Consider the following 15101-nt stretch of genomic DNA (forward strand, 5'->3'; position numbering starts at 1 on the left):
GGCCGGAAACCGGACCTTCCTTCGCCGCATGCAAGGCATACAGCCTTGGCTGGCAGTGCCGCGATGAGCACCGCCTCGCCAATGCTCGATACCTACCTGGAAGTCATCACGCCCGAAGGCGTGCCGCTGCAATTGCCGGCCGCCGGCCCGGTGCCGCGTGCGCTGGCCTGGTTGATCGACCTGATGATCCGCTTTGGCACGCTGGCGGTGATGAGCCCGCTGCTGATGATGCTCGGCGAAATGGGCCGGGGCATCTACCTGGGGCTGATGTTCCTGGTGTTCTGGGTCTACCCCATCGTGCTGGAGGTGTGGCTGGGGCAAACCCTGGGCAAGCGTGCGCTTGGCTTGCGCGTGGTCGCGCGCGATGGCGCGCCGCTGGGCTGGATGCCGGCGATCGTGCGCAACCTGCTGCGCACCGTGGACATCCTGCCCTTCGGCTACGCGCTGGGCCTGGTCAGCTGCCTGTGCGATACGCATGGCCGCCGCCTGGGCGACCTGGTGGCCGGCTCACTGGTGGTGCACAACCCGCCGCGCACCGCGGATGTGCCTTCGCGCATCGACACCGCGCTTGCGCCGCCACAGCCGCTGCAGCCGAACGAACAGGCCGCGTTGATCGCCTTTGCCGAGCGCGCGCCGGCCTTGTCGGCACCGCGTCAACGCGAACTGGCCAACATCGTTGCGCCGCTGAGCCAGGCCGATGGCCAGACCGGCGTGCTGCGCCTGTATGCGATGGCCAACTGGTTGCTGGGGCGGCGATGAGACAGGAGCAGTTCGTCACCCGCTATCAGCACGAATGGCAACAATTCGAGGACTGGCTGCAACGCCGGGGAGAAAAGGCACGCAAGGGCCGCAGCACGCTCGATCCCAACCTGCCCGGCGATGAAACCATCCCGCAGCGGTACCGCCGCCTGTGCCAGCAACTGGCATTGGCGCGCCGCCGCGGTTACAGCCCGCAACTGGTCGAACGCCTGCAGCAACTGATGCAGCGCGGCCACAACCTGCTGTACCGCACGCCCGCGCCACGCTGGCAGCGCGCGGTGGAATTTTTGATCGCCGATTTCCCGCAGCTGGTGCGCAGCCAGGCCGGTGCGATGTGGGTGGCCTGTGCGTTGTTCGCGGTGCCGCTGATCGGCATCTTCGTGCTGCTGCAGTTCAAGCCGGAATTGATCCACCTGCTGCTCGATCCGCGCCAGGTGGCGCAGATGGAAAGAATGTACGACCCGGCCGCTGACCACCTGGGCCGCGACAGCGGCACCGACTGGGCGATGTTCGGCCACTACATCATGAACAACATCAGCATCGGCCTGCGCACCTTTGCCAGCGGCTTGCTGGCCGGCGTGGGCACGATCCTGGTATTGGTGTTCAACGGCATCACCATCGGCGCGGTGGCCGGGCACCTGCAGAACGCCGGCTTCGGCGAGCCGTTCTGGCGCTTCGTGGTTGGGCATGCGTCGTTTGAGCTCACCGCCATCGTGATTGCCGGTGGCGCCGGCCTGCAGCTGGGCCTGCGCCTGCTGGCACCGGGCCGCAAACGGCGCATCGATGCGCTGGTGGAAGGCGGCGTGATCGGTGCGCGGCTGTGCCTGGGCGTGGCGTTCATGCTGCTGGTGGCGGCCTTCATCGAAGCGTTCTGGTCGTCCATTGCCTGGGTGCCGATGTGGGGCAAGCTCACCGCCTCCGGCGTGCTGTGGACGCTGGTGATCGTGTGGCTGTGGCGCGGCGGGCGCGGGGGTGCCGGCAATGCGCATTGATCAACTCAACGTGGTGTTGCGCGCCCGTTCGCAGTGGGAAGCCATGGAACTGGGCACCGCGCTGGTGCGGCGCCATGCCGGCGCCATCTGGAAGCCCTGGCTGCTGCTGACGCTGCCGGTGTTCGCACTGCTCAACCTCGCCGGCTGGTGGCTGGACAAGCTGTGGCTGGCGGCATTCGCGTTGTGGTGGCTGAAACCCGCGTTCGAGCGCATCCCGCTGTATGTGATCTCGCGCGGTGCATTTGGTGCCGAACCCGGCATCGGCGAAACCCTGCGCGCCCAGTGGAGCTGGGGCTGGCGCGGCACGCTCGCCTATCTCACCTGGCGGCGGCTGAGCCCGGCGCGCTCACTGCTGATGCCGGTGGATCTGCTCGAAGGCGGCGATGCCAACCAGCGGCGCATGCGACGCAGCGCACTGGGCAGCGGCAGCTACGGCCACGCCACGCTGCTCACCTGGACGTGCTGGCACTTCGAAACGATGCTGCAACTGGCCGGCGTGGCATTGATCTTCATGTTCGTGCCGGTGGAATGGCTGTCCGAATCATTGCGTGAAGCCTGGGAGTTGATCGGCAACGACACCCCGGCGTGGGTATTGATCGGCTTCAACCTGCTGGCCTGGGCGGCGACAAGTTTGATCAGCCCGTTCTTCAGCGGCGCGGGGTTTGGGCTGTACCTCAACCGGCGCACCGCACTGGAAGCCTGGGATGTCGAAATCGCCTTCCGTCGCCTGCGCGAGCGCTTGCTGCGGGTGGCCCCGCTGCTGGTGCTGATGCTGGCCGTGTTCGCCCTGCCGGCGCTGCCCGCACAGGCACAGCAGGCCGAGGCGGCCGCACCCGCGCTGCACGACAACCACAAAACCGCCCCCGGCGCGGACGCCCGCGCCGCCACCCCGCAAAGCGTGTTCGGCAGCGACCCTGCGGACACCGCCGGTTTCCGCCAGGCGGCGGCGCGCGTCTATGAAGACCCCAAGCTGGGTGCCAAGCGCACCGTCAACCGCTGGGTACGCAAGCAGCCCTCCGCGGAGAAAAGCGCCAAGCAGCCAGGCGACCGCCCGGATCTGCCAGACCTCCCGTTCGGCACGTTTACCAAGATGCTGGCCTTCATCAGCGAGAGCCTGCTCTGGATCGTGGTAGGCATCGTGCTGGTGGCCCTGGCACTCACCGCCCGCTGGTGGCTGCCGTGGTTGCGCGGCAGCGGGCGCCGCACGCGTGAAATCGAAAGCCCGGTACAACAGGAAGCCCTGCAACTGCCCGAGGTGCTGCCGCCGGACATCTTGGGCAGCGCGCGGCAACTCTGGCAGCAGGGCAAGCCGCGGCACGCGCTGGCGTTGCTGTACCGCGCCTCGGTGGAAGTGCTGTCACAGCGCGCGGACGTGGTACTGCCCCCCGGCGCGACCGAAGCGCAATGCCTGCGTGCCTCGCGGCGCCTGCCACAGGAGGCCGACCGCCTGCTGTTCGCGCGCATGGTGCGCACCTGGCAGTACGCCGCATACGCAGGCCAGTTGCCCAGCGAGGGGGACTTCCAGGCGCTGCTGGGTGAACTGCACCAGCACTACGGGTGGCCCGCATGAGCCTGCGCTGGCGCTACATCCTGCTTGTCCTCGTCGCACTGCTGCTGGGCGGCGTGCTGGTGGCGGTGTTCCTGCACAACCATGAGCGCAGCAGCAGCGAAATCACCCTGCCGCCCCATGGTGAGCCCACTTACAACCCGCTGTTCGCATTGCGCGAAACCCTCCGACGCGACGGCAACAAGGCCGAGTCACGCCGCCAGCTCGACCTGCCCGCCATGGGCCTGCAACCCGGCGACACCGTGCTGATTCTCGACGACCCGCGCCTGCTCACGCCTTCGCAGGTCAACGAACTACTGGGCTGGGTGGAGTTCGGCGGCCATCTGCTGCTGCGTGCGCCGGAAGCCGACGAAGACCTGGACGCGGACGGCAGCAACCTGCTGCATCGGCTGGGGGTTGTCACCAATGAAGCGCCGGCGCGCTGCCAGAGCTGGCAGGTGGCCGGGCAGGAAAGTCACCAGGAATTCTGCGGCGGCAATCGCTTCACGCTGGATGGCACCACGCGGGTGGAGCGTCGCTGGGGCGATGGCGAAGACGACAAGACCGTGGCCTGGGCACGCCTGCGGTACGGCGTTGGCCGCGTCGATGTGCTGGGCCAAATGGACTTCCTGCTCAACGGGGAAGGCGCTGGCAACACCGGCCTGCGCGACCTGCCGCACCGCGACCTCGCCCGGCTGATGCTGGCACCCAACTACGGCAAAGGCACCGTCCACCTGGTCTACGCGATGGAGATGCCATCGCTGTGGAAGACCGTGATCCAACGCGGCTGGCCGGTCTGGCTGCCGCTGCTGCTGGCGCTGCTGGCCTGGCTGTGGGCGCGCAGCCAGCGCTTCGGCGCGCTGTTGCCGTCACCGCGCGAGGAGCGGCGCTCGCTGCTGGAACACGTGCGTGCCAGTGGCGAACTGCTGCACCGTTACGGCAAGGCGCCGCTGCTGTACGAGGCGGTGCGCCAATCCTTCCTTGCGCGCCTGCGGCGACGCTCGCCGGTGGCCGCCGCACTGAGCGGCGATGCCCAGGCACAGGCCATCGCCGAGCACCTGCAATGGCCCATTTCCCGCGTGCAGACCGCCTTGCAGGTTCCGCCCTCGCGGGACGACACGGCCCTGCGTGAACGTATCCGCCTGCTCATCCAGATGAGAAACCAGCTATGACCCAGACGCCCTTTCCGCCCGCCCTTCCCGGCGACGCTGCCGCGCCGGCGCCCACAACGGACAATGCCGAACTGATCGAGCGTGTCGAGCGCATCCGCGAAGCGGTGGGCCATGCCTTCATCGGCCAGGCCGATGTGCTGGACCAGATCCTGATCGCGCTGCTGGCTGGCGGCCATGTCTTGATCGAAGGCGTGCCCGGCCTGGGCAAGACCCTGCTGGTGCGCGCACTGGCGCAGGCGCTGGAACTGGACTACGCCCGCGTGCAGTTCACCCCGGACCTGATGCCCAGCGACGTCAGCGGCCATGCGGTGTACGACCCCAAGACCGAAAGCTTCAAGATCCGCCGCGGCCCGGTGTTCACCAACCTGCTATTGGCCGATGAAATCAACCGCGCGCCGGCCAAAACCCAGTCGGCCCTGCTGGAAGTGATGCAGGAAGGCCAGGTCACCATCGAAGGCAAGGCGTTCGCGCTCACCCCGCCGTTCCTCACCCTGGCCACGCAGAACCCGGTGGAACAGGAAGGCACGTATCCGCTGCCGGAAGCGCAGCTCGACCGTTTCCTGCTCAAGGTGCTGATCGACTACCCGCAGCTGGACGATGAAAAGCGCATGGTCGAGGCCATCACCACCGGCCGCGCAGCCAGCGACTTCAACCTGTCGCAGGTGCCGCGCGTACTCAGCGGTGCCGACGTGGTGGCATTGCAGAAGGCCGTGGCGGCGATCACGGTGGACCCGCAGGTGATCGACTACGCGGTGCGCATCGTTGCCGCCACCCGCAAATGGCCGGGCATCGCCCTGGGCGCCGGCCCGCGCGGCAGCATTGCGCTGGTACGCGCCGCACGCGCGCAGGCGGTGTTGTCCGGGCGCGATTTCGTCACCCCTGACGATGTGCGCGAGATCGCCAGGCCAGCCCTGCGCCACCGCATCGCACTGGCGCCGGAACTGCAGATCGAAGGCCAGTCGGCCGACGACGTTCTGACCGCATTGCTGGCCAAGGTCGAGGCGCCACGCAAGTGAGCCAGGCGCAAGCCCGCACTGTGCTTTCTCCGACGTGCACAACACGAAGCGGAGGGCCGCACGTTGCCCCCTCCCTTTCGTGCGCAGCACGAAGGGGAGGGTTGGGGAGGGGTGCTCTCAGCACAAACCACACGGAGCGCACACCGTGAGGCCATCACCGCTGCTGATCACACTGTTGGTGCTGTGGGGCCTGCTCGGCATTCCGGTCGCCCTGCATTACCTGCCGCTGCAGGTGTGGAGCGCCGCCGCCGGCGTGATCGCACTGCCTGCCCTGCTTGATGCCGTGCTGCTGTACCGCCGCCCTACCCCGCAGGTTCGTCGTGAATTGCCCGAGTCCCTTGCACTGGGCATCGAGCGCGAAAGTTGGCTGCAACTGGACGCCTTCGGCAAGCAGCGCCTGGATGTCTTCGATCTGGTTCCCGACGGTTGGGAAAGCCGCGGCCTGCCGCGTCGGCTGACGCTGGCGCGCGCCAGCGAGAGCCGCTTCAGCTACCGCTTCACCCCGGCCAACCGCGGCACCTTTGTTTTTGATGGCGTACAGCTGCGCCTGCATTCGCCACTGCGCCTGTGGCGTCACCAGCGCATTGCCGGCACGCCACAGACCGTGCGCGTGTATCCCAACTTCGCCCCGCTCACGCGGCTGACGCTGCTCAGTGCGGAAATGGCCTCGCGCCTGGTGGGCGCACACCTCAAGCGCCGCCGTGGCGAGGGCACCGACTTCCACCAGATGCGCGAATACCGCGTCGGCGACAGCCTGCGGCAGATCGACTGGAAGGCCACCGCACGCGCACGCAAACTGATCTCACGCGAGTACCAGGACGAGAAGAACCAGCAGCTGGTGATGATGATCGACACCGGCCGGCGGATGATGGCCAACGAAGGCGGCTTGTCGCACTTCGACCATGTGCTCAACGCATCGCTGGTGGTGTCCTACCTGGCGCTGCGCCAGGGCGACGGCGTGGGTTTGTTCGCCAGTGGCGGTGACAGCCGCTGGGTTGCCCCCAAGCGTGGGCTGGGTGCGATCGACACGCTGCTGCGGGCCAGCTACGACCTGCAGCCGCAGCCGGTGGCTACCGACTACCTGGCCGCGGCCACCGAGTTGTCGCTGCTGCACTCACGGCGCACGCTGGTGATGCTGGTCACCAACGTGCGCGATGAAGACATCGAAGACCTGCTCGCCGCCGTGCGCCTGCTGCAGAAGCGGCACCTGGTGTGCGTGGCCAGCCTGCGCGAACGCGAGCTGGATCAAGCCTTGGCACGCGAGGTGGAAACCCTGCCCGACGCCGTGCAGGCCGGCGCCATCGCCCGCTACCTGCAACAACGCGCCGACGCGCACGAGGCGCTGCGCAGCCACCGCGTGATGGTGCTGGATGTCACCGCCGAAGAACTGCCGGCCGCACTGGTCGAACGTTACCTCGCAGTCAAACGCGACGGCCTGTTGTAGCCGACAGCAGCGGCCTTGGCCGCGAAGCAGGCATTCCAACTGATCGCTGAGAGCACCCCTCCCCGGCCCTCCCCTTCGCGATGCGAAAGGGAGGGAGTAAAAGCAGCACTGCTGCAGGCAGCTAGTCCGCGCATGACCTGCCCCCTCCCTTTGGCGCAGCCAAGGAGAGGGTTGGGGAGGGGTCGCCCTTCCGCACTGAACTCAATCGAAAACACCCAAAGAAAAGGCCCCGCCACCGGCGGAGCCCTCTTCATCCGCACATCAAACACGCATCACACGTAGATGCGGGTACTGCCCTGCGGCGCATCATCGACGATGGCATGCGGCAGGAAGCGCGCACTGTCGCGGGTGATGCGGCTGTTGTCCTCGCGCACGCCAATACCGCAGGCGTGGTCGCCGACCACCCAACTGCCCACCAGCGGATAGTTGCCGTCAAACGCGGGCAAGGCATGGAACGCCTGGCGAATGCTCGGGCCGTTGTACGGGCCTTCGCTCTCCTGCCAGCTGCCGTCGGCCATGTGCATGGCCACGTTGGCGCCTTCGCGCGAATGCAGCGGCTTGCGCACCCAACCGGCCGGCAGGGCACTGCCATCGTCGAAGTGCGACTCCAGCAGATTCGGATGGCCGCGATGGCGCTGCCACAGCAACGGCAGAATGCCCTTGTTGCTCAGCACCGCCTTCCACGCCGGCTCCAGCAGCTGCACGCCCGAACGCGGCAAGGCTGCGCCGAATTCCTCGCGCATCAGGTCTTCCAGCGGATACAGCTTGAACAGGCTGCCAATCACCACATCGTCCAGATCGGTGAAACGCCCGTCCGCGGAAAGGCCGATGTCCTCGATGGCGATGGCCGCACCGTGCAGCCCGGCCTGCGCCGCGCAATCACGCAGGTAGTCGACCGTGCCCTGGTCCTCGGTGGATTCGCCCACCGCGCTGAAGTACAGCGGCGGCGGCAAACGCGCCGCCAGTTCGGCAAAGCGCTCCACAAGGGTTTCGTGGATCGAGTTGAACTGGTCGGCCTGCTGCGGCAACGCGCCACGGTTGCGCTGGTCTTCCAGCCATTGCCACTGGAAGAACGACGCTTCGTACAGCGAGGTCGGCGTGTCGTAGTTCAACTCGTACAGCTTGGCCGGGCCGGTGCCGTCGTAGGCAAAATCCAGGCGGCCGTACAGGTGCGGATCACGGCGGCGCCAGCTTTCGGCGATCCAGTCGCGGAACGGCTCGGGAATGGCCAGCTGCGTCATCAACGCCTCGCTGGCCACCACCTCGCCCACCAGGTCCAGCGCCATCGCATGCAGCTCGGCGCTGGGGTCTTCCAGGTCGTTCTCGATCTGGCGCAGGGTGAAGGCGTAATACGCGCTTTCATCCCAATACGGTGCGCCGTCGATGGTGTGGAAACGGAAGCCTGCTTCGGCAGCACGGGCACGCCAGTTGCCGCGTTCGGCAATCGCAACACGTTTCACTGCATCAACCGCCGACGCTGGTACGGCCGCCGCTGCGGCTGCCGAAGCCACCACGGCTGGCGGTCACAGCGCGGTTCGGCTCGCTGGTCACCGGCGCAAGGCCAGCCTTGCCGGCACCAATGCCGCTGCCGGTGTTCAGCCCACCAGTACCGCCCGGTGCCGGCTTGGCCCAACCGTTGGCCTTGTCCTTGAACGCAGGCTGCGATGCCGGCGGTGCGGCCACGGCACCACGGCCGCTGTTGAGCATCTGCGACATGAAGAAGCCCATCATCATCGGGCCGATGAACGAGGTGCCGGCGCTGGTCTGCTGCGGCACGCACTGCTCGGCCGGGTATTCCTTGGCGCACTCTTCCTTGCTGGCGTACTTGGGCGCGGCATCGGCCGATTGCTGCTGCGCGGTGGCAAAGGCCTGGCGGCAGCTGGACGGATCGCCCGTGGCCTCGCTGCAGGCCTCCACCGAGGTATACAGCCCTTCCTTGACCTGCACCGTTTCTTCCTTCTGGCAGGCGGTAAACAGCAGCGGCGCAGCACTCATCAGCAACAGCGCGGTGGTCCTTGAACGCTTCATGGTCGAATCTCCGTGAAAGTTGTTTTCGAATGATGCCTGATCCGGCCCCGCGGGCGGAAATAAGACGCGGCTGGAAACTGAACCGGGTTTCAGGTGTTTGCTTGTTTATCGACTGAAAAGCACCCCTCCCCGGCCCTCCCCTTCGCAATGCGAAAGGGAGGGGGCAACAGCGGCTTGGCTGTAATTCCTTCAATCTGCATGAACGGCCCCTTCCCTGATTCCTTCAGCCCACATGACCTGCCCCCTCCCTTTGCCAGCGGCAAGGGGAGGGTTGGGGAGGGGTCGCTCTGAGCCACCGCGCACCACGCAATCTCCCACCCACGGATGGTTGCAACAGCAACCGGGATCTTGATGCAGAATCCTTCCCACTGCGCTTCTGCTAGCCCGCTCCTGCTCGCCCCCATGCCTGAATATCGCTCGAAAACCTCCACCGCCGGCCGCAACATGGCCGGTGCCCGCGCCTTGTGGCGTGCCACCGGCATGACCGACGGCGATTTCCACAAACCCATCGTCGCGGTGGTCAACTCCTTTACCCAGTTCGTGCCCGGCCACGTGCACCTGAAGGATCTTGGCCAGCTCGTGGCGCGTGAGATCGAAGCAGCCGGCGGCGTGGCCAAGGAGCTCAACACCATCGCGGTGGATGACGGCATCGCCATGGGCCACGACGGCATGCTGTATTCACTGCCCAGCCGCGAAATCATCGCCGACTCGGTGGAATACATGGCCAACGCGCACTGCGCCGATGCGCTGGTGTGCATTTCCAACTGCGACAAGATCACCCCCGGCATGCTGATGGCCGCATTGCGGCTGAACATTCCCACCGTGTTCGTCTCCGGCGGGCCGATGGAAGCGGGCAAGACCAAACTGGCCGACCACAAGCTCGACCTGATTGATGCGATGGTCGCCGCCGGCGACACGTCCGTCAGCGATGAGCAGGTGGCCGCCATCGAACGTAGCGCCTGCCCCACCTGTGGCTCGTGCTCGGGCATGTTCACCGCCAACTCGATGAACTGCCTGACCGAAGCGCTGGGCCTGTCACTGCCAGGCAACGGCACCGTGGTGGCCACGCACAGCGACCGCGAGGCGCTGTTCAAGCGTGCCGGGCGTTTGATCGTCGAACTCTGCCACCGCTGGTATGGCGGCGAAGAAGCCAATGTGCTGCCGCGCGGCATCGCCACGTTTGAAGCATTTGAAAACGCGATGACGCTGGATATCGCCATGGGCGGTTCCACCAACACCATCCTGCATCTGCTCGCTGCCGCGCAGGAAGCAGAGGTCGCATTCGACCAGCGCGACATCGACCGGCTGTCGCGCCGCGTGCCGCAGCTGTGCAAGGTGGCGCCGAACACGCAGAAGTACCACATCGAAGACGTGCACCGCGCCGGCGGCATCATGGCCATCCTCGGCGAACTGGCACGCGGTGGCCTGCTGCATACCAATGCCTCCACCGTGCACAGCCGCACGCTGGGCGCGGCCATCGCGCAATGGGATGTCACCCAGACGCAGGACCAGGCCGTCCACCAGTTCTACAAAGCGGGCCCGGCGGGCATTCCCACCCAGGTGGCCTTCAGCCAGTCCACGCGCTGGCCGTCGCTGGACACCGACCGCGCCGATGGCTGCATCCGCGATGTTGCCCATGCGTTTTCCAGCGAGGGCGGCCTGGCTGTGCTGTACGGCAACCTCGCCGCCGATGGCTGCGTGGTGAAGACCGCCGGCGTGGATGAATCCATCCATGTGTTCGAGGGCAACGCGCGCGTCTACGAAAGCCAGGACGCCGCGGTGAAAGGCATTCTCGGCAACGAAGTGCAGGCCGGCGATGTGGTGGTGATCCGCTACGAAGGCCCGAAGGGTGGCCCCGGCATGCAGGAAATGCTCTACCCCACCAGCTACCTGAAATCCAAGGGCCTGGGCAAAGCCTGCGCCTTGCTCACCGATGGCCGTTTCTCCGGCGGCACCTCCGGCCTGAGCATCGGCCACTGTTCCCCGGAGGCTGCAGCGGGCGGCACCATCGGCCTGGTGCGCGACGGCGACCGCATCCGCATCGACATCCCCCAGCGTGGCATCAACCTGCTGCTGGATGATGCCGAGCTGGCCCGCCGCCGTTCGGAGCAGGATGCAAAGGGCTGGAAGCCTGCCGACGCGCGTCCGCGCAAGGTCACCACCGCGCTCAAGGCTTACGCACTGCTGGCCACCAGCGCCGACAAGGGCGCAGTGCGCGACAAGGCACTGCTTGACGGCTGATCGGCAACTTCAGAACGGGGACGGCAACGTCCCCGGCAACCGATCCAACGGGCTCAACAAACCGCCCGCACCCCGCCCAAGCACATGTGTGTAGATCTGCGTGGTGGCGACATCCTTGCGCCCAAGCAGCTCCTGCACGGTGCGGATATCGTGGCCGGCCTCCAGCAGGTGCGTGGCGAAGGAGTGCCGCAAGGTGTGGCAGGTCGCCGGCTTGGGGATTCCCGCAGCGGTGCGTGCGGTTTTCAGCGCACGCTGCAGCATTTCCTCGCTCACATGATGGCGGCCAATGCGCTGCGTCCGCGGATCAGTCGAAACCCTGGCCGAAGGAAACAAATATTGCCACCCCGGCTCGGTGTCCGCGTTTGGATACTTGCGCGCCAGTGCATGCGGCAGATAAACGTGCCCCATGCCTTCAGCCAGATCCGAAGCATGCCGCAGCAACGCCCGCTCGCGTTGGCGCAGCAACCGTTCGCGCAGTGAAATCGGCAGTGGCACCCGCCGATCCTTGTTGCCCTTGCCACTACGCACGCAGATTTCGGTGCGGGCAAAATCCACATCCTTGATGCGCAGCCGCAGACATTCCATCAGACGCATGCCGGTGCCGTAGAGCAACTGCGCCATCGTCGCGATGACACCTTCCGGCAGGGCCGCCAGCAAACGTGCCACTTCGTCGGGCGAAAGCACCATCGGCAGCCGACGCGGCCGCTTGGCGCGCACCACATCTTCCATCCAGGGCAGTTCCACGCCCAGCACAATGCGATAGAGAAACAGCAACGCCGACAACGCCTGATTCTGCGTTGCAGCCGCCACATTGCCCACCACGGCAAGCTGCGTGAGAAATGCCGCAACTTCCTCCGCACCCATCGAGCAGGGGTGACGCTTGCCGTTGGCCAGAATGAAGCGGCGGATCCAGGAAACGTACGCCTGCTCGGTGCGCAGGCTGTAATGCCGGACCCGAATCTGCTGCCGCACCTGTTCCAGCAACCGCGGCGCTTTTGCGCCAGTTACAGCGGATGTTTCGGAGGTGTATTCCATGGTGCGGCTCCCAGGCGGTATATACATGGGAGGTTGGATTGCCGCGGCATGCGCAGGAAGCAGCCAAGCGATTGTTTCCGGGTGGGATTCCCCGGTTTCAATGCAGGCGGAAAATGTACATACTCGGTGCCACACCGCTGTTAGGCGGTCTACTTAGAGTTAGGCAGCGTTGGTAAAAATGGGTTGGTGGTTCTGTCTTCGGGTGCAACAACGGCCTTTGGGCGGTCGGCTCCGGACAGCGGTCACAACCGCCTCTTCCATCGGTTAGCTCGCCGCTTCGCCTTATGCCTCCTTGCCCCGCCGCACTCACTTCGTTTGGCTTCGGCAGCACCGCGCTTCACGGTTTACGGGGCAAGCCACGATCCCGCGCACTGTGGCAAGATCGGCCTGCGTTGTGTTGTACAAGCGGGCAGTTTGTCAGCGGTTACACATCCCCGGCCAATGCTGCCTAACAATTCATTCAAGCCGACCGCTGCTTCGCAGCGCCGGCTTAATTCAGGCGTTAGGGCGCATGAGCATGCAATTGCGGCTCCCAAAGTTTTGGATACTCGCACTGGTACAGTTTGCGCTTTCGGTCGCCATTGCAGGTACTTTGTTCTACTTCCGGACAGAAGCTTTTCTGTCGGGCCCACCAAGCGGCGACCTCTACGCCAACAACTGGGGCTTTCAGCTCATCGCCTTTCTCATGGTCTGGCTTCCCGCCAGACTCCTGATAACTGGCATTCTGCTCGCCATTGAGCATCGAGCGCTAAAGCGACATCACTTGGCTCAACGGTCGGAGGCTACTCGACATGCGCCCTAACAATTCATTCAAGCCGACGCCGCTTCGCGGCGCGGCTTAATTCCAGAGTTAGAACTCAATGACAGCTCCCCGCAAGATTGTTTTGCATTCATTGGGCGGCTATCGGCCTGAGCTTGGGTCGCTGGTCGCGCAATGGATTCAAGAAGGCGTCAATTACGTCGGGGTTGTTGGTGTAGATGCCGCTAAGATTGAGGACGCTATTGATGACCTGTGCGTTGGCAACAGCTCCGCCCCATACTTCATGCTTACTGTGTCTCACGGCAAGGATGAGACTCTCGGGGATGCGGTGTTTCTTGCAGAGCAGATCTCCGAAGGCTTTTCTGGTCCAATATCCGTGGTTGTGTTCTAACAATTCATTCAAGCCGACGCCGCTTCGCGGCGCGGCTTAACACAGAGCGTTAGGCAGCGTTGGCAAAAATGCGTTGGTGGTTCTGTCTTCGGGGGCAGCGCTGGCCCTTTGGCCGCCGGCTCCGGGGGGCCGTCACAACCGCTTCTTCCATCGGTTAGCTCGTCGCTTCGCCTTATGTTTCATTGCCTCGCCGCACTCATTTCATTTGGCTTCGGCAGCACCGCGCTTCACGGTTTACGGGGCGAGCCACGATCCTTCAGGCTGTGGCAAGATCGGCCTGCGTTGGGTTGTACAAGCGGGCAGTTTGGGCGGCGGTTACACATCTCCGGCCAATGCTGCCTAACAATTCATTCAAGCCGACCGCTGCTTCGCAGCGTCGGCTTAATTCAGGCGTTAGGCATTGGAGAGCGGCATGTTCGATGAATTAGTTAAAACAGTGCGCCTGCACCTTTCCGAGAGGCTGACAAGTCCGTTGCTAGGCGCTTTCATCGTCTCTTGGGGAGCTTGGAATTACAGGTTTCTACTAATCATTCTTTCTAGCGAGCCGGTTGAAAGGAAGTTCGAGCTTATTGATCAAGTGGCGTTCTTTGATCTTAACCATGCAATTATTCGCGGAATCGCGCTTCCTTTCCTTACTTCTCTAGCATACTTGTTCATATACCCCTACCCGGCAAAATTCGTATATGCATTCACTCGTCGTCAGCAAAGAGCGATTCTAGAAATACGGCGACAGATCGAAGAAGAAACACCCCTCACTATTGAAGATTCGAGAAAAATCCGCACTGATTTGGCTAGAGCTGAACAAGAGTACTTTGCAGAACTTGACCGAAAAGATAGGGAGATCGAAAGGCTTCGCTCCCAACTAATCCCCATTAATACCGAGCCAGATCCGGAACCACCTCTCGACGGTGATAGTAAATCTGAACCCGAAAACTCATCATTGGGAGACGAACTTGTAAAAATGCTCTTCCAAATTGAAAAGCTTAGCGGCGATGCCCCTGAGAGGGAATTGATTTCATCTTCCGGACTGTCGAAGACAGAAGTGGAATACAACTTAGGGGAACTGGTGCGTCTTGGCTTGGCAAGACGCGATTACAGATCTTCTCGCAGCGACTACATATATACATTCACTCACAGTGGAAGAGCGGCACTGCTGACTGCCAAAAGGCAAGCGGCCAATGCCTAACAATTCATTCAAGCCGACGTCACTTCGTGGCGCGGCTTAATTCAGGCGTTAGGCGGCATTGGTAAAAGTGGGTTGGTGGCTCTCTCTTCGGGTGCAACAACGGCCTTTTGGCGGTCGGCTCCGGGGAGCGGTTACAAGCGTTTCTGCCGTCGGTTGGTTCGCCACTTCGCCTTATGTTTCATTGCCACGTCGCACTCACTTCGTTTGGCTTCGGCAGCACCGCTGCTTCATGGTTTACGGGGCAAGCCACGATCCCGCGCACTGTGGCAAGATCGGTCTGCGTTGTGTTGTACAAGCGGGTGGTTTGGGCGGCGGTTACACATCTCCGGCCAATGCTGCCTAACAATTCATTCAAGCCGACCGCTGCTTCGCAGCGTCGGCTTAATTCAGGCGTTAGGCAGCCTTGGTAAAAGTGGGTTGGTGGTCCTGTCTTCGGGTGCTGCACCAGCCCTTTTGCAGTCGGCTCCGGGCAGCGGTCACAACCGCTTCTGCCATCGGTCAGTTCGGCGCTTCGCCTTATGTTTCATTGCC

The 15101-nt window shown here is 64.2% G+C and carries 12 protein-coding genes; 9 read left to right on the top strand and 3 right to left on the bottom strand.

Going from position 1 to position 15101, the window contains the following annotated elements; translation table 11 throughout:
• Window positions 1-63 precede the first annotated feature (63 nt).
• The 6 genes from ACVOLO_RS12080 to ACVOLO_RS12105 all read left to right on the top strand — a co-directional run bounded on the left by ACVOLO_RS12080 (window position 64) and on the right by ACVOLO_RS12105 (window position 6929).
• A complete protein-coding gene (locus tag ACVOLO_RS12080; protein ID WP_481570544.1) occupies window positions 64-759 on the top strand; it encodes an RDD family protein in 696 nt (231 codons plus the stop codon).
• Complete coding sequence (locus tag ACVOLO_RS12085) at window positions 756-1751, top strand: stage II sporulation protein M (RefSeq protein ID WP_481570545.1); 996 nt, start codon at window positions 756-758, stop codon at window positions 1749-1751. Before ACVOLO_RS12080 ends, ACVOLO_RS12085 begins: the two co-directional genes overlap by 4 nt.
• Window positions 1741-3321 (top strand): DUF4129 domain-containing protein, encoded by a 1581-nt coding sequence (locus ACVOLO_RS12090; protein WP_481570547.1) that lies wholly within the window; start codon window positions 1741-1743, stop codon window positions 3319-3321. Before ACVOLO_RS12085 ends, ACVOLO_RS12090 begins: the two co-directional genes overlap by 11 nt.
• On the top strand, window positions 3318-4469 hold the full coding sequence (locus ACVOLO_RS12095) for a DUF4350 domain-containing protein (protein WP_481570548.1): 1152 nt from the start codon (window positions 3318-3320) through the stop codon (window positions 4467-4469). The genes ACVOLO_RS12090 and ACVOLO_RS12095 overlap by 4 nt, the downstream gene beginning before the upstream one ends.
• Entirely contained in the window at window positions 4466-5485 is a 1020-nt protein-coding gene (locus tag ACVOLO_RS12100; RefSeq protein WP_481570549.1) for an AAA family ATPase, read from the top strand. The genes ACVOLO_RS12095 and ACVOLO_RS12100 overlap by 4 nt, the downstream gene beginning before the upstream one ends.
• A 145-nt stretch (window positions 5486-5630) precedes the next feature.
• The gene (locus tag ACVOLO_RS12105; RefSeq protein ID WP_481570550.1) at window positions 5631-6929 is read left to right on the top strand and encodes a DUF58 domain-containing protein; all 1299 of its coding nucleotides are present in this window, start codon (window positions 5631-5633) and stop codon (window positions 6927-6929) included.
• 272 nt (window positions 6930-7201) lie between these two features.
• Here ACVOLO_RS12105 and ACVOLO_RS12110 read toward each other — a convergent pair whose 3' ends face one another.
• Together ACVOLO_RS12110 and ACVOLO_RS12115 are read right to left on the bottom strand one after the other, a co-directional pair.
• Window positions 7202-8389, bottom strand: coding sequence for a glutathionylspermidine synthase family protein (locus ACVOLO_RS12110; RefSeq protein WP_481570551.1), 1188 nt, complete (start codon window positions 8387-8389; stop codon window positions 7202-7204).
• Between the two features lie 4 nt (window positions 8390-8393).
• Entirely contained in the window at window positions 8394-8957 is a 564-nt protein-coding gene (locus ACVOLO_RS12115) for a DUF1190 domain-containing protein (protein WP_481570552.1), read from the bottom strand.
• A gap of 402 nt (window positions 8958-9359) precedes the next feature.
• Between ACVOLO_RS12115 and ilvD the strand changes: the two genes are divergently transcribed.
• On the top strand, window positions 9360-11198 hold the full coding sequence (gene ilvD / locus ACVOLO_RS12120) for a dihydroxy-acid dehydratase (protein WP_481570553.1): 1839 nt from the start codon (window positions 9360-9362) through the stop codon (window positions 11196-11198).
• A 9-nt stretch (window positions 11199-11207) separates the two neighbouring features.
• Here the strand turns inward: ilvD and ACVOLO_RS12125 are convergent, their stop codons facing one another.
• Window positions 11208-12233, bottom strand: coding sequence for an integron integrase (locus tag ACVOLO_RS12125; RefSeq protein WP_481570554.1), 1026 nt, complete (start codon window positions 12231-12233; stop codon window positions 11208-11210).
• A gap of 860 nt (window positions 12234-13093) precedes the next feature.
• Between ACVOLO_RS12125 and ACVOLO_RS12130 the strand changes: the two genes are divergently transcribed.
• Together ACVOLO_RS12130 and ACVOLO_RS12135 are read left to right on the top strand one after the other, a co-directional pair.
• The gene (locus ACVOLO_RS12130) at window positions 13094-13384 is read left to right on the top strand and encodes a hypothetical protein (RefSeq protein ID WP_481570555.1); all 291 of its coding nucleotides are present in this window, start codon (window positions 13094-13096) and stop codon (window positions 13382-13384) included.
• Window positions 13385-13796: 412 nt separating this feature from the next.
• Window positions 13797-14570, top strand: coding sequence for a hypothetical protein (locus ACVOLO_RS12135; protein ID WP_481570556.1), 774 nt, complete (start codon window positions 13797-13799; stop codon window positions 14568-14570).
• The last annotated feature ends 531 nt before the right edge of the window (window positions 14571-15101 follow it).

It is taken from the genome of Stenotrophomonas sp. STEN056 (assembly GCF_056759635.1).